The following is a 17,942-nucleotide window of genomic DNA, read 5'->3' on the forward strand; positions in this document are numbered from 1 at the left end:
CGGTCTAATGCTGATGCAATCAATGAAATCACTATTTTGTTGAATAATCAACAAACAGATGAATTATGGTGAAGCTAAAGCTCCATATAGAGCTTAATCGCTATCGCAGCCAATGAAATTGCAATCACTATCTGTGCTATGCGCCCCCAGCGCGAATGCCGCGCCTCGGCCCGACCAATGGCTTCTGCAGTCGCATCGTCAAAGCGCAGACCATTTGCAGCCATCTCGTCAAGCGCCACGGAAGCACGATCCATTCGTGCCACCAGCTCAGGCGTCTTGCGGGTGAAATGAAGCAGCGCATAGGCGCTGTCCTTAGCATCCAGCAACATGCCTTGCGGTCCAAGATTCTTGCGAATCCAAGCGCCCACAACCGGCTCGGCTGCTTTCCACATGTTGAAATGCGGATCGAGCGTGCGCGAAACACCTTCCACCACCACCATCGTCTTCTGAAGCATCAGAAGCTCAGGCCGTGTTTCCATGTCGAACAGCTCAGTCACTTCAAACAGAAGCGTGAGCAGCTTTGCCATGGAAATGGTTTCGGCTGGCTGTCCATGGATAGGCTCACCAATCGCGCGGATTGCCTGCGCAAAACTCGCCACATCGTGCTTGTGCGGAACATAACCGGCTTCAAAATGCACTTCCGCAACGCGCAGATAATCGCGTGTGATGAAGCCATAAAGAATTTCTGCGAGAAAGCGCCGCTGATCCTTGTTGAGCCGTCCGGTAATGCCGAAATCAACGGCGACAATAGTGCCTTTGGGATCGACGAAGAGATTACCCGGATGCATGTCGGCATGGAAAAAACCGTCGCGCAGCGTATGACGCAGGAAAGATTGGATCAGCGTTTCAGCAAGCTTCTTGAGATCGAAACCTGCCGCATTCAACGCCCCGATATCCGACATCTTGATGCCATCGATCCATTCGAGCGTCAGGACATCGCGGCCCGTCCGCTCCCAGTCAACATCGGGAACGCGGAAACCTTCATCATCCTTGATGTTCTCGGCAATCTCGGAAAGTGCCGCCGCCTCAAGCCGCAGATCCATTTCGATGCGCGTTGTCTGCTGAAGCGTTTCAACCATCTCAACAGGCCGCAAGCGGCGCGTGAAAGGCACATGCCGCTCCTGCATACGGGCAACCATGAAAAAGCTTTCAAGATCGCGCGCAAAACGCTGACGGACACCCGGACGGATAACCTTGACGGCAACCTTGTGCGGCGCGCCATCTTTCATCACATAGGCAGGATGGACCTGCGCCATAGATGCAGCCGCAATCGGCGCATCAAAACTCACATAAAGATCATCAATCTTGCGACCGAGAGAATTCTCGACTGCCGAAACGGCTTCCGCCTGCGGGAAGAAGTCGAGCCGGTCCTGCAACAGCTCCAGATCAGCGGCAACATCCTTGCCGACAATATCCGGACGCGTGGCAAGAAACTGGCCGAGCTTCACGTAGGAAGGGCCAAGCTTGTTCATCGCACGCGAAATGCGTTCAGAGCGAGGCGCATCTTTCGCACGCTTGCGCGCAAGCACTTTGGCAAACTTGTGCCCCAGCGCAGGCAGGCCTGCAGCATCATCAACAGGCAGTGAACTCAACACGCCTTCGCGCGCCATGATCCAGCCAGCACGCATCAACCGTATGGCAGCAGAAATATTGCTCATATCAGACTCAGAGCTTCCAGCCTGAATGAAGCGCTGCAATTCCACCTGTGAAATTGCGATAGCTCACACGCTCAAAACCCGCTTCGCGGATCATACGCGCAAAGTCTTCCTGCTTTGGAAACTTGCGGATCGATTCAACCAGATAGCTGTAGGAATCAGCATCACCCGTGATCATCTTGCCAATCTGGGGAATGGCGTTGAAAGACCACTGGTCATAAATCTTATCAAGCAGCGGCAGTTCAACCTCGGAGAATTCAAGGCACATGAAACGACCGCCCGGCTTCAACACGCGATAGGCTTCAGACAGCGCCTTGTCGATATGCGGGACATTACGGATGCCGAATGAAATCGTGTAGGCATCGAAGCTTGCATCTTCAAACGGCAGCTCTTCCGCACTGGCTTCAACAAATTCGAGGTTTTCAGCAAGGCCCTTCTTGATGGCGCGTTCGCGACCGACACCGAGCATCGAGCCGTTGATATCGAGAATGGTTACATGGGCCTGACGCCCGGACGCTTCAACAATGCGGAATGCAATATCGCCCGTACCACCTGCAACATCGAGCGAAGTCCAGCCCGGACGCTTGGATGGAGCCAGCCAGCTGATCATCGCATCTTTCCAGACGCGGTGCATACCAGCCGACATGAGATCGTTCATCACATCGTAACGCTTGGCAACCTTATGGAAAACGTCATTGACCAGCCCCTGCTTTTCGCTTTCGTCCACTGCCTTGAAGCCGAACGAATGCTCCATGCCACCATGTGCGCCCACGCGGTCTGCATTGCCTGTCTGCTGGCCCATAACTCACCTGCCGGTTCATGTGCGAAACGAAGCCGATCTCCGTTTTCCGTTTGCCTGATGCATATAAAGCTTGTGCCGGACGATACAAGCACAGACCGCAGGCCGATACCCCTTTTGTGATCTGGTGATTAATTTCCGGCAGTTAGCGCGCATAAGCTGGTGGTCAGCCAAGATTCACACGGCAAATTCAAACCACCAGACTTGCGCAAGTGCTGAAAATGGTCAAAGACAGATAAAACTGTGCGTGTGCGCCTGCCACGCGTTTTCTCCGGCATCATTCGCCGTTAAAGTGAAAAACGATAACAAGAAAAGTGGAAAAATCATGGGCGTTAATGTCGTCAGCCATCCGCTTGTCCAGCACAAGCTCACCATCATGCGCAAGCGCGAAACTTCAACCGCCAGCTTCCGGCGTTTGCTGAAAGAGATTTCGCTGCTGCTTTGCTATGAAGTGACCCGCGATCTCGAACTGACCACCATGCAGATCGAAACACCGATGATGCCAATGGAAGCACCAACGCTTGAAGGCAAGAAGCTGGTCTTCGCCTCCATCCTGCGCGCCGGTAACGGCCTGCTGGAAGGTATGCTCGATCTGGTTCCGGCCGCTCGCGTGGCGCATATCGGTCTTTATCGCGATCACGATACGCTGCAGCCAATCGAATATTACTTCAAGGCTCCGGAAGATATCGTCAACCGCCTCATCATTGTGGTCGATCCAATGCTTGCAACCGGCCACTCCGCCATTGCAGCCATCGACAAGCTGAAGGAACGCGGCGCAACCAACATCAAGTTCCTCTGCCTGCTGGCAGCACCGGAAGGCATTGAGCGCTTTACCGCGGCTCACCCTGATGTTGACGTCTTCACCGCCTCCATTGATGATAGCCTTGATGAAAAGGGCTATATCATCCCTGGCCTCGGCGATGCCGGTGACCGCATGTATGGTACGAAGTAAGTTTCAAACCATACGATAAGAGACAGATTGATCCGCGTTCTGACCGCTCGATAATTGTTATTGAGCCGTCAGCGCGGATTTTTTATCATCTTAGAACATTCCCAGCAAAGCTGCGAAACGGCTTTGCGTCAGATATTGCTATAAAAACAAAGAGATAGAGCGGCTTCAATGATTCAGTGTTAACTGGAAGCACTCTGCAGCATCGGCCCGAAAATCGATAACGATTTTCGGAAAGCACGATGCTTAGATAAAATAGTTTAGAGCGTCTTTTGTGCGTCCAAAAGGACGCACGGCGCTCTAGCTTAAAGAAAATGGAACAGCGCTCATGTCCACCGACGCTCGCCTGACAGAACTCGAAATTCGGGTCGCCGAACAGGAAAAGACCATTGAAGAGCTATCATCTGTCTTGGCCGAACAATGGAAAACCGTTGATCAACTGAACAAGAAACTGACAGCTCTCACCGATCGTTTTCTTCTGCTGGAAGAACAGACGGCACCTGACGTGCCCGTCACCAAACCTCCACACTGGTAATATCATGATTGAAATCATCAAACTGGACGACCGCAACGATCTCGCCGCCACCTGCGCCAAATGGAACCACAAAGAGTGGGGCTATCTTTCAGGCGCAACTGAAGACCAGATCATTGACGGAATGCACGAACTTGTCCATGCAACCGATGGTCAGGCCGTTCGTGCAGCCTTGTGGAATGGCGAACTCGCAGGCTTTGTTCTGCTAATTCATAATGATCTCGACAGCCACCCTCACCTCAAGCCTTGGGTTGCAAGCCTGCTTGTTGCACCGGAATTCCGCGGGCGGGGTGTTGCGAAGGCACTCATGGCTTCAATTGAAGCGGCAGCCCACGAGCTCGGCTATAGTGAAGCCTATCTCTATACCGACAAGCCTGATCTTTATCGTAAAATCGCCTGGAATGATTTTGAAGAACTGACCGGTGACGATGAAGGCATGTTGATCCTGAATAAGAAAATCGCGCGGGATTAACCGCGCGATTTTTTTGCTTTTATGATGCGGCCGGAATCGGGCAACTCACACCCGTTCCGCGCAAGCCGCAATACCCATTCGGGTTCTTGGCCAGATACTGCTGATGATAATCCTCCGCATAATAGAATGTCGGAGCATCAGCGATTTCCGTTGTAATCGGGCCGAGACCACGCCCAGACAGTGCTGCCTGATATGCATCCCGGCTCTTCTCAACCGCTTCGCGATCCACCTCATCAAAGGTGTATATCACCGAGCGATATGTTGTACCAATATCATTGCCCTGTCGCATACCCTGCGTCGGATCATGCTCTTCCCAGAACAGCGTCAGCAGTTCATCAAGGCTCACAACCTTTGGATCGTAAACCACAAGAACTACCTCGGCATGGCCTGTGAGACCCGTGCAGGTTTCCTCATAGGTTGGATTGGGTGTGATTCCGCCCGCATAGCCAACGGCTGTCACATAGACACCCGGCACCTGCCAGAAAAGCCGCTCTGCGCCCCAGAAACACCCCATGCCGAACATGACCTGTTTCAGACCTTCCGGCCATGGCCCCTTCAGCGAATGCCCTGAAACAAAATGCGCTTGAGCAGTCGGAATTGGTGCTGCCCTGCCCGGCAGGGCATCCGATTGGGAAGGCATTTCAATTTTCTTGCGATAGCTGTCCAGAAAACCCATCTAACACCTCCTTATGCATGTCATGAAAGGCGGGAACCCTCACACAACACGAACAAACAAATTCATAGAGCGTAGAAGCCGAAGCTAAACCGTTTACCGCGCGGTGAATTGTAAAAAACGTTTCTCGCGGCGATGGCCAGCGACGTAAAACAGTAGCGCCAACACACCGAACAAGACCCAGCCCGGCTGTTCGAGAACAGGAACGAAGATCCCGTTCCACACTCCTGACGATATATAGTGCGTCACATAGGCTTCTGCATCCCCCAGGATTTCAGGTGCTGCTCTCGCCCATATATCCAAAAGCGGCTTGGTGACAAAAGCTGAGGCGCCCACCGAGCGCGCTCCGTCCAGAATCGCAAATATGACGCCAAGCGCCAGAGAAATGACCGCGAAACCACGCAAAACAAAACGGATCACGATTCTTGTCCTGTTTCTTCAGATGCAGCGCCGTGGAAACCTGCCCGGCACCTTATCCTCACTATATCTTTGCAGCACCTTAATTATAGCATGGCACCGGGTTAAGCCCAAAGTGCAGAAATTACCACCAATCACGCAAAAATTATCCATTTAATAACAATGAGTTACAGGGGTTACAAAAAGCTTCTCACAGGCTGGAAGATTTTAATGCGGAAAAGCCAAATAAGAGTTGAACATCAGCCCATTCTGGCTATATTGCGCGCCGCAAGGGCTTTTTTGGTAGTCAACCAATACCTGATTTGAAAGCCCTTCCTTGCTTGCGTTAGTTCTGATCATCAGACGATATCACAATAGCAATAGACGGAGAGGTGGCCGAGTGGTTGAAGGCGCACGCCTGGAAAGTGTGTATACGGGGAACCGTATCGCGGGTTCGAATCCCGCTCTCTCCGCCATAATCAGCTCTTAAGCACTTGATTTACTTAAAATCAATAAGTTAGCATGTACTTTTGGTACACAAATCGGTACGCATGTGCTTATGAAAAAAGCTGCCATTCCCGGATTTGAAGCTCAGTACCTATTTGTAAGAGGTGATGGTAATTACCTCTACAGAAGGCGAATCCCTGCTCAATATCGAGTGCTGGCTGAAGGGAAGCTTGAGTTTAAGGCTTCTTTGAAGTGTAAGAACCACCATCAGGTCATAGAAAAATATGGCCAGATTCATGCTTATTATGAAGGCCTGATGGACCGCCTCAAGGCAGGCAAGAGCATAAACAGCATTGAAATAGAGCCTCTGAGCACCCTCAAAGCAAAAGCTGCTCAAGTTGGCATTCAATATAAGCCGATGGATGAGCTGATTAAGGCAAATGATCCATCCTTACTGTTTAGCAGAATTAATTTGGGTGAAGGTTTGATTAATGATGAGGTTGCCCTGCAATCATTGTTTGGCATGGCACCTGAGCTACCGACCCTGAATGATGTACTGAATTTTTATGAAGAGAATACCAGAGATCAGTTGATTGGAAAAAACACCAGAGAGATTTCAAAGAAGAAAGCTCCTGTCCAACTGGCTGTCAAAAGAGCCAATGATTTCTTTGGGGTAGACAAACCCCTTTCCCAGATTACCAAACAGCTTGCCCTTAGCTACAGATCACACATGGTTGACCTGGTTCAAACTGAGGAATTGAAAGCAGGTACTGCCAACAAGCAGATTATGCATCTGAGAAAAATCATCAGGTTCTATCTGGAACAGAACGATCTCAAGCAGGATAATCCTTTCAACAAAATTAGCCTGCAAGAAGAAAAGGCGGCCCGCCCGGCCTATTCAATTCAGTTCCTGAAAGAAAAGTGGCTCAGAGGCACCCCTTTCTCATCACTCAATGATGAATCCCTGCATATCCTTTATGCCATCATGGACACAGGAACCGGTCCGAAGGAAATATGTGGGCTGGAACCTCAGGACATCCATCTGGATCATGAAGTTCCTCACATTGACATCAAACCAAACAAGATCAGGAAGCTCAAAACTGGCCACAGAGGCAGACAAATCCCTTTGATTGGCCAAAGCTTGATTGCCTTCAAGAAATATCCACACGGCTTCCCCTCTCATAACGGCCCAACAGGACCAGACAATTTCTCAGCCAATGTGAACAAATATCTGAAAGCGCATGGTCTCTGTGAAACTGATGAGCATGGCATCTACAGCCTTAGGCACACCTTCAAAGATAGAATGAGAAAACATAAGCTCCCATCCGAGCTGCAAAACTACCTGATGGGGCATAAAGACGGGTCAATCGGGGCGCATTATGGCAGCGGATACCCATTAAACGACATTCTGGACTACATGAAGCTTTTAGAAGCCGATTGGAAAAAATAAGCCTTTACAATAACTTATTCAAAAGCGAGCCTATCAATGCATCTGGTCAATAGCCAAAATGCATTTGATAGGCTTTTTCATGCAAATGATAGTATATTTGCCAAAATAAATAATGTAGGAGTTCAGCAACTGCCCAACCTGAAGGAACCTTTGGCAAGTTTAATGTAATTAATGAACTATACTGATGCTGAACTAATTTATTATTCTGAAAAACTGAAAAAAATGGGTGACATTTTAGTAAAAAAAGGCTATAATAATGTTATTCCGCTTTTCAATCACTATCACAATCTGCTGAAAAATTTCAAAAATCAGTCGACCCCTCAATGGGGTTGACTAGGACTATTTTCCTATAATTGATTTTATATAATTTATTTTGTTGATCGCGGCTGCCGGCGGCCGCGAACTAAATGATGTTTGGGTGAATTCCCCCTGGATTATGAATATAAAATAAACCCCGATCGGGCCTGCAACTCTGGGTAACCATTCCCAGGGTAATTGTAAAACTTAACTAAAAATATGAAAGTAACATAATAATGAATATACAGAATCCATCCATTTATGGATATCTGCCGACAGGCAGATCAATAATTAACTCTAGTCATGATCAATGGCTCTATGATCTCTTTATGGAAAAATTCAGATTTGACTTTAATGATCCAAATATAAAATACAAACAGGCTCATTTTGAGAAAAATCTGTATTTCATAACAATGCAGTTCAGAACCGGATTGTTTGCAGCTAAAGATGCGAAGTCAATTTACAACTCCAGACCAATGTTTGAATCCTTCCGGCTCTGGTATTTGGATGCTGTCAGAACCGTTATGGGGCCGAGAGCAGGCAATAAACTCAAATATCAGCCCTTTACTGTAGCCTGTCTGGATGTTGAAGGCACGGCTCAAGGTGCCGCTGCAACAGTTTTTCAGACACCACATATTCATGCCTGTCTTCTGGTCCATCCAAACAATCAGCATGAATTTGAAAATCATCTTCTGTCTTTGAAAGCCAAACAATTCAGGGACCAGATCATATCCAAGATCGACATTAAGCAGTTTAAGGATGACGGCAGGGGAATTGAGCCGATGCTGACCTACTCATCCAAATATGCCAGAGAACAGCAATCCAGCCCAAGGCATACGGTTCTGTTGGAAGCCTATCCCGCTGTCGATGCTAAGAATTATCCGTTTTATTCAGAGCGAACCTCACCAGATTGAATTAATTCAGAACAGATCAGGCATTCTTCTAGCGCACTTAAACAAAGGTAAATTCTGAGCTTAAATTCTCGGTGCGCTTGGCCTGATAAGGCCAGTCGAAAATATATTGTAAACGTCAAGCTCATCATTCTTGATAATGATAATAAAATGAGTGTACTAACGCTCAGTCGAAGAACTATTTCAAAGGTCAATATGGCAAAGGAAAGCTACGCTGCTGTTCTACTAACACAAGGTGAACACCGCTTTTATCAACTCGCTATGCCTAGCGACGTCTTAGGAGCATGCACATTTGTTTCAACAAGAGATGAAGATCCTGATAAAGGTTTTCAACGACTGCTCGATGAAAAGCGTGCTAAAGAAATTGCTGCGTATCTTGACACGGGACATGGAACCATCCCTACCTCAGTAATACTTTCCGCTCAAGAAATAGCAGAAATTGATTATGACTCACGAAACAAAACAATAAGCTTTGAATCAACGCCTGTCTCCTTCTTAATATTAGACGGACAACACAGAGTTTATGGTTTCAGGTTAGCTGAAACAAAAATACGTGTACCTGTCATAATCTATGATGGCTTGAGCAGGCGCGACGAATCGCGTCTTTTTATTGATATAAATTCCAAACAACGCGGCGTTCCATCTGAATTATTACTTGATATAAAGAAACAAGCTGAATACGAAAATTCAGAGGAGCAGCTGTTTAGAGACGTCTTTGACAGGATGAACAATGATCCTAGCAGCCCGCTTTATGACCAATTATCTCCATCAAAGCGATCTAAATCAAAGATTTCACGAGTCACATTCAATGCGGCACTTAAAAGTATTTATCCCGTGATTTCTTCGCGAGGACCCGATGAGATATACGATATTATTTCTGAATACATAGCGTGCGTAAGAGATCAAATTATTAGGAATGGCGGAGAGCCTACATTAATACTCAACAGCGTCACATTTAGGTCTATAGTTTCCTTCTTTATACACGCGGCAAGACGAGTAAAAGATCGATTTGGACCAGAATATACAATTGATAATTTTAATACGGTCTTAACTCCTCTTTTTGACAACATTCAGCTTTCGAAGCTTTCCGGATCCTCGCAATCCAAAATTGTTGAATATCTGGAAAAGCACTTTAAAGGTGAGTTTCAACTTTGAACCAGAGTGATTTGGAGCTTTTGCGTTCTCTTTGGCATCCGTTAAGCTACGTGTCTGATGATGACTGCCGTCAGACGATGAAGTTATGGCTAATGGAAGGAAACTATGACTTAAATAACTCACCTCCGAATGCCTCGATCTATTGCCATGATAAAAATGATGTTAAAAAGTGTCTTTCATTGGATGCTTTTAAGTTTGCCTCCCATGCTGCACAGACAGTCTATGAACTTGAAAAGACGTCCGCGTTCACCAAACTAACATCCTGGCGACTGATACAAGTCTATTATGCGGCTTATTTCTCGGCTCATTCTACTCTAAGATATTTTGGTCGCTCATTCAGTCACCTCGAAGGCGGACACGTGAGGTTTATCAAAGATCGATGCTCGTCGGAGGTTGGATATTTACCCAAACTTCCATCCAGCTATTATCTGATTAAGTTCTCGCCAGATAAACAAGAGATATCGCTAGAAGTTCAAGACGAGAGTCACAAAGATCTCTGGAGCTGTTACCGCACCCTTCTTCAGGAACTATCGTCAGATGCTCTCAAACTTCGTGCTTCTGAGAACAGACGGTTGAAGTTATCAAATATGTTTTCTGATATTGAAAACTCAATCAGCAACAATGGAAAGAATCCATCAGGAAACTGGCTGTCTACTGTAAGAAATGAAGCTAACTATAAATCACTACAGGGAGTTTGGTTTCCATTTACCAAAGAAACTCCAATATTCCGAGAGTTAATGGAAAAGGTAAAAAACTGGCGCAAGCTATCATTAGAAATTGAAAGCCCTAACTTGGCTAAAAATGAACTTGAACGTTTTTTCCTGACTGCATTCTCTGTAATTGATATCGGAATTTCTATTACTTCAGATTATAAATCACTTATAAAAAAGCCGGATAGGCGTTCAAAAGGCTACAATCACTTACTTCAAAGCAGTGCAGCCTAAATTTCACGGTCAATATTAGCTGTATTGACTAAATTACATGTAAATTAATAAAAGATATAAATGGGGGCGGAAAATGAATATGGTTCAACTAACATCGGTGCAAGGTATTCGCGAAGCGGGATACAATGAAGCTTGGCTTCAAGATATGATTTGGAAGAACCCATCATGTTTGGGTTTCGGAGATCTTGAAGCTCTTCAAAAGGAGCGGTCCCAGCCTACGGGTGGCCGTATAGACATGCTTCTTAAAGACCCTTCTAATGATACAATGTATGAAGTTGAAATCATGCTTGGCGCTACAGATGAAACTCATATTATTCGTACTATTGAGTATTGGGATAATGAAAAGCGTCGTTGGCCAACGCGACATCACATTGCTGTGTTGGTAGCCGAAGATATCAATCGAAGATTCTTTAATGTAATTCACCTTTTAAGCCACTCAATACCGATTGTTGCAGTACAAGTTTCGCTTATTAAGATAGATGGCAAAGAGGGCCTTCATTTTTCCAAGGTGTTGGATACTTATCAAGAGGTCGATGATGGCTCAGGTAGCGAGGTTGGTCAATACAACCTTGCTTGGTGGACAACTAATCAACCCGAAACAGTTTCTTATGCTAATTATTTCGAAAGTATTGCTGAAAGCCATGGTCTTAAGCTAGAAAAAGATGGAGTTAAAAACTACGTTTCTCTGAGCAATGCAAATCGTAACTTCATCTGGTTCCGGCCGCGCAGGAATAAAACTGCTTTGGTGGAAATGCGTATCAACGATCTGGCTTGGGAGGAAATCGAACAAAAGTTGCAGAGCATTAACATTGCGCCCAGCAGAAAAAGCGCCGGTAGTTTTGTCTTCAACATGACGCCCAAGGATACAAATCATTCCAACGAGCATCTATTCGCCGAAATAATACAGCTTGCAAAAGACATCTGACATGTGAAAATCCCTGAAACAGAATATACAATTCTGTTTCGATTTTTCCCTTGTATCACATGTTTTTGGGCTCGTAACCCCCGATTTTCCAAGGTTTTTGAAACACTTCCTAGAAGAATTGTTTCAACAAAAAGCGAGCCATTTCTTTTTCATTTTTCTTTGAATGCTCAATCCCAGGCTCAAGCCCGAGACCGAATTGTATATTCGGTTTCAGGGGGCCTGAATGGAACGAACAGCACATCCCTTTATAACAGCGTGTCGGCTACTGCCGCCGTGTGAGAGGCTGCTTTTTCATGCGGCTTCAAAACTACTCATTTCAGCGCATTCTTGCCAGCCGCAGTCATATCTGCCGCGTACGCACTCATCACCACTCGATAAAGTGTTTCAAAACCAAGTGGAGACGCTTTGCCATGATCAATGATCCAAGCGGAAAGAGGCTTTATCTGACTGCCTCGGAACGTCAGGCTTTCCTCAAATCAGCAGCCAAGACACCCAGCGCTGTCCGATCCTTCTGTGAAACACTGCATTATACCGGATGCAGAATTTCGGAAGCCCTCAACCTGACGGTTGACCGGGTTGATCTCGAAAATGAGACGGTCGTGTTCGAGACGCTTAAAAAGAGACGATCCGGCGTTTATCGGTCAGTTCCGGTTCCAGCACAACTCATCAATACCCTTGAGCTTGTTCATCATATCCGCAGACCAGGAAAGCTGGATCGCAAACTCTGGCCTTGGTCGCGTGCGACCGGCTGGCGTTACATCAAATCCGTTATGCTGGACGCCGGAATTTCGGAAGGCCCACACACGTCCCCCAAGGGATTGAGGCATGGATATGGAGTCAATGCCATTTCATCCGGCGTGCCTCTCAACCTTCTTTCAAGATGGATGGGACATTCAGCAATCGAAATCACATCCATTTATGCCAACGCCATCGGAAACGAGCAGAAAATGATCTCAGCTCGCATGTGGGAGGACCTGAATTGAAAATACATAGAAATCGCAAGCTGAGTTGCGCATTCGCACTCCTCCTCACCAGCACGGTTTTTGCTCAAGGGCCGATTTCTCCAGCAGCGGCTCAAGATGGTCAGGCCGGTTATAAAGATTTCATCATCAGCACATACGAAACAGCACTGCTGCTTCGATCGATGAAAAATCCAAAAGGCAATCCCGACTATGACCGGCTGATTTCGGAATGCAGATATAATCTGTACCATTCCATGAAATCTGCAGCTGCCTCTGGGAACTGGTCAGAAGCCAAGGACCTCATTCCAGTTGCCGAGACCTGCTCATTCACTGGCAAAGTGCTGCCAGCGACAACGCAGGAATATCGCGAGCACTGGCTTCAAGCGGAACAATCTGCAATGAACTCCGGTTCAAAAACCGCAGCGGCCGAAATTCCTGTTTCGAAAAAGAAAGAACCGGCGCGAAAACAGCAAGCCAAAACTGACAACAAACCAAATGGCGGCTTCGTATGCCGTTCATTCCCCTGCCATATCCCTCAATGGTATATAAAGCAGCTCAGAGAACGCCATCAGGATGGTGTCCAGAACGGCCAGAGCGGCCCACAGGCGAGCGAGACGCCACCTGCTGCCACCAACCCAGCCGAGAACGAATTTAATTCGAGTTTTAAAGAGCTGACAGCCAAACTGTCCGAGATGGAAAGCCGCTCACCTTTCATCAAGAAGCCTTTTGAAATGTGCGAGCAGACAATGATCGCCCTCAATCAGGAAGATCTGCGCGATCGAAGAGTTGACTTAACCAGCAAGGAAACGCGCGTTCTGGATGACAAGTTTCGACACCATGCGCGCGACACCTGTGTATGCGCCATCGCCAAAGTTGAAACCTCACTGGAGAGTGGAGATGCAGAAAAGTATTTCGCCTTCACCTTTGAGAATTTGCTCAAGACCGATTCCGAAATCGTAGTCAGGTTAACAGTGAATGGCATCGATTACAAAAGGTACAAGGCGACCGAGCAAACCGTTGCTCAAGCACTGAGACAGTGTAGCTAGCCAGCCCAATATTAACAGCAGCCAAATCACCAGATCAGTTTGAGAAAGCTGACAAGGAACAAGTGCGACCCGAACCGCCACCGCGGGTTGCACCCAAAACAAGATAAACAACCTAACCTACGCCAATCAGGAAGACAGACATGAGCGACTTTTCAGTATCAGGCAAAATCCAGACAGATCAGATCGATACAGCAGCAGAATTTGAAAAGGTATTTATCAAAGAGCTATCCAGCACATTCAACAAAATCAAAACGAAACCAAGCCCAACAGGATTGCTAATCTCGGGCCGGGTCAAAACGTCAGTGTTCAACCCAATCGCATCTTTCAAAGGCAAGCTTGATGTCAACATCAAGGGCGATCAGGTCAGATACATCTATGATGGAAAGATTGGCACCAACTTTCTGTTCTGGCTAACCCTGCTGATTTTTGCTCTGCTGTTTCTGCCACTCGTTCTTGTGGTAGCCATCATGTACAGCAAACAGAAAAAACAAGTCGTGGAAGAAATGAAAATACTTGATCAAAGAATACAATTTTCAATAGAATAGAAATTTAAAAGAAGCAGTCGGGAACCCTTTATCGACTGCTTCTAAAATAAAATTTATATCGACCTCAAAACCTACGTCTTTGGCTCCAACCTCTTTGCTTGTCTGAACCATTCTTTCTCTTCAGTATATGATCGCTAACTGACTGGAATGAATAACGTTCCGTGGCAAATACTGGAATCAAGTCATAATAATTCTGTTGGAAATTTGCAATGTGCCACTGACTTTCAAGATACTGCTTGAAACTATCCGCGCGTTTGTATCGATCACTTATACTGAACGAATTAGAGTTATCGAAAATAATATTCCTAACGTCTTCGTCAAAGACCGGCGTATCAATGGATGTCGCATCCAAAAACGCAAATGAACCCGCCCACTGGCGGATATGATAAAGCCCAATAGACGTTGCTCGGAACTGAAATTTGTCAGGAATCTCATCATCAGGTACAGACAATTCTCTGTAATGCCCGTGCGGAGTTTCAATAAGCCGCTTCTTTGCTAAGCGCCTGAGTGCAAATCGAATTTGTTCATCAACAAAATTCTGACGAACCATCTCAATAAGGATTTCTTCGCCTGTAACAAATCCGTCATTATCCTTTCTACCCATTGGTGAACTGATGTACGCCACAATCAAAGTGGACAAGAAGTGCTCTCTTGGATCTGGAAGGCTAACATCATATAAGTTAAAACCAACTAGAGACGAAACAGGATTAAAATGCGCATACTCTCCTAACAGAGCATGCTTGGTAAACTCATGCAATGGTACTTGATAATTTCCCTGTTCTCGTTCAATAGAAACAATTCTTTCCGATTCTACGTTCGGACTGCCGCAAAATCCCGTGAATAATTCTATAATTAACCTTGTATTTCCACCTGTTATATTACTAAGAAACATCTGTATTCGAGGATTTGACTTTATTGAACGAAGAGAGGCTGTCAGGAATAGAACAATACTTTGTATATTCAAATGCACGCCCGTTAGAACAGGAGCTGCAGTTTTTCCTTCAGCAATTCTTACTGCAAATGTAACGCGCTTCCTTATAACTTCATCCGCAGGTGGTGGCGAAATCGTCAGAACACGGTTCTTGTATCCCGACAACGCACCTGTGAGCTTCGACTGATAGAAAGTGCTCGGCCTTAAAGCGACAAACACCAGAGCACTTTGCTCGGACGATAGTTCTTGCGCGATCAGGAAAGCTTCCTGCTGCACTTCAAATGATCTCTGATCTGCATTATCAATTACAATTATTATCTGCTTATTCTGCCTCTTTGATAAAAAAGAAAACGAAAGCTGAATATGGCGGCCTCGATCTGCCATTTTCTCTTGTAAAAATTTTATCTTTTCTCTTTCGTATTCAACTATGCTTACATCCTTTAATGCGCCTGAGACGCTTTTATCGAAATCGTCAAGCTCATCCTTGTATATCTTTTTGACGAGGCCCAAATCATCAATATTAACTCCATAATGAGATTTTAGGATATCTGGCAAACGAGATAGAATAAACGTCTTGACGTCCTTTGAGAGAGTTGCCTGTTCCCCGAGATTTATGTGCAAGTAATAAGTTAGTTTCTTTTGCTTCTCATCGAGCTGTTCAAAAAGATTTTCAAAAAAAGATGTTTTACCAACTCCCACATCACCAATCACTACTATCGGTTTACGGCCAAACGAGCCAGTCACCAAAGCATCATCAACTGAGACTTTTCCATCTATAACTTTAGTATTTAACTTGGCCGGTGATATTCCATTATCACTTACGCGCCTATATCGAGCATCAATTATATTCTTGCTCAAGAGAAGATGTCTGTTGTTTGCATCCATCGGAACATAGCACTCTCGATAGAAATCAGACTTCACTTCGTTATTATCTTCAACACTGTCCAACAGTACCGAGGCCAGTGCGCGAAGATTCTCCTGAAAGTCACTTCGGTAACGATATGCCATTGGATCGCCAATGGATGTAATCGCTTTGGGAGGAACCCGAGGATTTCTGATATTGGTTAGATCGCGGTAGGCTCTATTTTCAGCAACGCCTTCTGGAGAGAGTAATTTCCACAGTAAAGAAAAATTATCTCTATACTGATGTAGTCCGTTGAAAATAAATGCTTCTCCGTCAAGGGGCGACATTCCGTGAATTTGAGATTGAAATATTACCATTTGTGGGCCGTTGCATACTACTGCAACTTGGGCACCATTCATCGCACAATACGGAATGACCTGTTTCACCGCGCTATCAAGTATCGGACATCCCTCTACGAGTGGGCGAAGTTTTCTGGCTTGTCCGGGCTTCACCCCGGGTAAAAAATCAAATGTTCGTGCTTCGCGTTTTGCTTCTAGAACAGCTCGTATCGGCTGTCCAAGGTGGTAATCTGACCTGCCACCAGCATCATCTATAACTTCAACTTTAATATTATTCTGATCCCATCCGAGGCATTCGATCAGCAGTCGATCGATAAACTGGAATCTGTTCTGTGCTTCATTCCAATAAACACTGTCTAAGGGAAAATCAGCTAGAATTGAGCTTAAAGTTTCCCGTCCTACAGTCATCTCGAAACGAGCTTGCATTTAAAATCCCCCAACAAAAACGCCGAATCACAATACCACACAACTTAGAAACAGATATCGTCAGGCGGTTTGCATTCACAGCTTTGGAAAGTCCTGTTTAAATCCAAAGTTTAGTGTACCTCAAAATTGGTACACAAAATGATACGCAGTTTGGCGTTCGAGTAATTATTCGAACCTATTTTTCAATGGCTTAACTCAATTCTACTTGCACGTAAGAGGCCGCTCTCTCCGCCAGAAATATCATCAACTCGATATTCAAACATTCTTATTTCAGGCATAACGACCCTATTAAGGTTCGTATTCCCCCTCATACTCAGTCCATATTTTCTAGCGAGTTCTGACCGCAACATAGCTTCCAACCGATACTATCGATCTCGGGGTATCAACGTTGAAGACCTACATATCCGATAGCCCCAATCTTGCCTGGGAATTTCCCTTTTCAGCAGAGCTATTTGAACTTGGCTAATCACCAATGAATGGTGTGATCTTTCTCCATGAAGCTCATCACAAGCAATACGGCGCTCTATCTCTGCCTTGCTATTGATCCGAGTTGCTTAAATTTTCAAGCTAGCATCTCGTCCATTTACCCAAATCAATGATCTCTCGGGCTTTTATAATAACGGCTATACGATGCTTATCTGCTTTGATGCTGATAGCGATGCGATCGCACCGACCGTTCGCATCTATGATTACGTTACGCCGAAAATCTCATCATAGCGGACCTCTCATACGAAGGTTTCCAAGCATGGGCCTCGTCAGCTCTAAAGGCATTATTCGATGCATAAGGCGGTGCTTGCCGAACGGGAAAACTAAACGAACGAAGGGCTAGCTACCTTCATAACCAGCAGCGCGCATGCTCTCCGATCGTAAACTGCGTAGATTACTTCCGCTTCTTCTTCGTCTGCAGATGGCAGACTTTCACGCGCTCGCCATTCTTGCCTTTTCGCCAGACGCAACCTTCGTTGCGGGGCTTACCTTCGTAGAGATAAACCTTGCCCCGCCGTTTGCTGTTAAAGGTCTGATTGGAGAAATCATGACCACCGACGCGCACATTCTTGCCAAAGCGCACTTCGGCATATGCTGGAAACCCAAGCGAGACAGCGAGCATAATGGCTAACCCAATAGATAGAAGCTTCATCGGCTATTTTCCTGTTACGAGCTTACTAGTTGGCTTAGTATAGGGTTTCAAAGCCACTTTTTCAAAAGCGCCGCGTTGTGTCTTTA

At 46.0% G+C, this 17,942-nt stretch carries 17 protein-coding genes and 1 tRNA gene; 12 read left to right on the plus strand and 6 right to left on the minus strand.

What is annotated here, in order from left to right; all coding sequences use genetic code 11:
• Nucleotides 1-74 precede the first annotated feature (74 nt).
• On the minus strand, nt 75-1,658 hold the full coding sequence (ubiB, locus tag CEV34_RS03845) for a 2-polyprenylphenol 6-hydroxylase (protein WP_007876470.1): 1,584 nt from the start codon (nt 1,656-1,658) through the stop codon (nt 75-77).
• A gap of 7 nt (nt 1,659-1,665) precedes the next feature.
• Nucleotides 1,666-2,457 (minus strand): bifunctional demethylmenaquinone methyltransferase/2-methoxy-6-polyprenyl-1,4-benzoquinol methylase UbiE, encoded by a 792-nt coding sequence (gene ubiE, locus CEV34_RS03850; protein WP_007876472.1) that lies wholly within the window; start codon nt 2,455-2,457, stop codon nt 1,666-1,668.
• A 322-nt stretch (nt 2,458-2,779) separates the two neighbouring features.
• Here ubiE and upp point away from each other — a divergent pair, with 322 nt between their 5' ends.
• From upp to CEV34_RS03865, 3 genes are all read left to right on the plus strand, one after another.
• Nucleotides 2,780-3,406 carry a uracil phosphoribosyltransferase gene (gene upp / locus CEV34_RS03855; RefSeq protein WP_007876474.1) on the plus strand — a complete coding sequence of 209 codons (627 nt, stop codon included), beginning with the start codon at nt 2,780-2,782 and terminating at the stop codon, nt 3,404-3,406.
• Between the two features lie 325 nt (nt 3,407-3,731).
• Nucleotides 3,732-3,938, plus strand: coding sequence for a SlyX family protein (locus tag CEV34_RS03860; RefSeq protein WP_007876475.1), 207 nt, complete (start codon nt 3,732-3,734; stop codon nt 3,936-3,938).
• Nucleotides 3,939-3,942: 4 nt separating this feature from the next.
• On the plus strand, nt 3,943-4,407 hold the full coding sequence (locus CEV34_RS03865; RefSeq protein WP_094543230.1) for a GNAT family N-acetyltransferase: 465 nt from the start codon (nt 3,943-3,945) through the stop codon (nt 4,405-4,407).
• A gap of 19 nt (nt 4,408-4,426) precedes the next feature.
• Here the strand turns inward: CEV34_RS03865 and msrA are convergent, their stop codons facing one another.
• Both msrA and CEV34_RS03875 read right to left on the minus strand, forming a co-directional pair.
• Nucleotides 4,427-5,083 carry a peptide-methionine (S)-S-oxide reductase MsrA gene (gene msrA, locus CEV34_RS03870; RefSeq protein ID WP_007876477.1) on the minus strand — a complete coding sequence of 219 codons (657 nt, stop codon included), beginning with the start codon at nt 5,081-5,083 and terminating at the stop codon, nt 4,427-4,429.
• Between the two features lie 93 nt (nt 5,084-5,176).
• Complete coding sequence (locus tag CEV34_RS03875; protein WP_007876478.1) at nt 5,177-5,500, minus strand: hypothetical protein; 324 nt, start codon at nt 5,498-5,500, stop codon at nt 5,177-5,179.
• Between the two features lie 362 nt (nt 5,501-5,862).
• On the opposite strand from CEV34_RS03875, the gene CEV34_RS03880 reads away from it, so the two are divergent.
• From CEV34_RS03880 to CEV34_RS03920, 9 genes are all read left to right on the plus strand, one after another.
• Nucleotides 5,863-5,952 (plus strand) — tRNA-Ser (locus tag CEV34_RS03880).
• A gap of 83 nt (nt 5,953-6,035) precedes the next feature.
• Entirely contained in the window at nt 6,036-7,373 is a 1,338-nt protein-coding gene (locus tag CEV34_RS03885) for a tyrosine-type recombinase/integrase (RefSeq protein ID WP_094543232.1), read from the plus strand.
• A 626-nt stretch (nt 7,374-7,999) separates the two neighbouring features.
• Entirely contained in the window at nt 8,000-8,584 is a 585-nt protein-coding gene (locus tag CEV34_RS03890; RefSeq protein ID WP_143853303.1) for a hypothetical protein, read from the plus strand.
• Between the two features lie 147 nt (nt 8,585-8,731).
• Nucleotides 8,732-9,736: a DGQHR domain-containing protein gene (locus CEV34_RS03895; protein ID WP_235819007.1), complete on the plus strand. Its 1,005-nt coding sequence runs from the start codon at nt 8,732-8,734 to the stop codon at nt 9,734-9,736.
• Complete coding sequence (locus CEV34_RS03900; protein WP_235819008.1) at nt 9,733-10,680, plus strand: hypothetical protein; 948 nt, start codon at nt 9,733-9,735, stop codon at nt 10,678-10,680. The genes CEV34_RS03895 and CEV34_RS03900 overlap by 4 nt, the downstream gene beginning before the upstream one ends.
• Nucleotides 10,681-10,759: 79 nt before the next feature.
• A complete protein-coding gene (locus tag CEV34_RS03905) occupies nt 10,760-11,605 on the plus strand; it encodes a hypothetical protein (RefSeq protein ID WP_094543239.1) in 846 nt (281 codons plus the stop codon).
• A gap of 410 nt (nt 11,606-12,015) precedes the next feature.
• A complete protein-coding gene (locus CEV34_RS03910) occupies nt 12,016-12,588 on the plus strand; it encodes a tyrosine-type recombinase/integrase (RefSeq protein WP_094543241.1) in 573 nt (190 codons plus the stop codon).
• Complete coding sequence (locus CEV34_RS03915) at nt 12,585-13,613, plus strand: hypothetical protein (protein ID WP_094543243.1); 1,029 nt, start codon at nt 12,585-12,587, stop codon at nt 13,611-13,613. Before CEV34_RS03910 ends, CEV34_RS03915 begins: the two co-directional genes overlap by 4 nt.
• 140 nt (nt 13,614-13,753) lie before the next feature.
• Nucleotides 13,754-14,158 carry a hypothetical protein gene (locus CEV34_RS03920; RefSeq protein WP_094543245.1) on the plus strand — a complete coding sequence of 135 codons (405 nt, stop codon included), beginning with the start codon at nt 13,754-13,756 and terminating at the stop codon, nt 14,156-14,158.
• A 64-nt stretch (nt 14,159-14,222) separates the two neighbouring features.
• Here CEV34_RS03920 and CEV34_RS03925 read toward each other — a convergent pair whose 3' ends face one another.
• Both CEV34_RS03925 and CEV34_RS03930 read right to left on the minus strand, forming a co-directional pair.
• Nucleotides 14,223-16,718, minus strand: coding sequence for a P-loop NTPase family protein (locus CEV34_RS03925; RefSeq protein ID WP_179253460.1), 2,496 nt, complete (start codon nt 16,716-16,718; stop codon nt 14,223-14,225).
• Between the two features lie 880 nt (nt 16,719-17,598).
• The gene (locus tag CEV34_RS03930; protein WP_007876479.1) at nt 17,599-17,856 is read right to left on the minus strand and encodes a hypothetical protein; all 258 of its coding nucleotides are present in this window, start codon (nt 17,854-17,856) and stop codon (nt 17,599-17,601) included.
• Nucleotides 17,857-17,942: the final 86 nt, after the last annotated feature.

The sequence above is a fragment of the Brucella pseudogrignonensis genome (genome assembly GCF_002252525.1).
Classification (GTDB): domain Bacteria; phylum Pseudomonadota; class Alphaproteobacteria; order Rhizobiales; family Rhizobiaceae; genus Brucella; species Brucella pseudogrignonensis.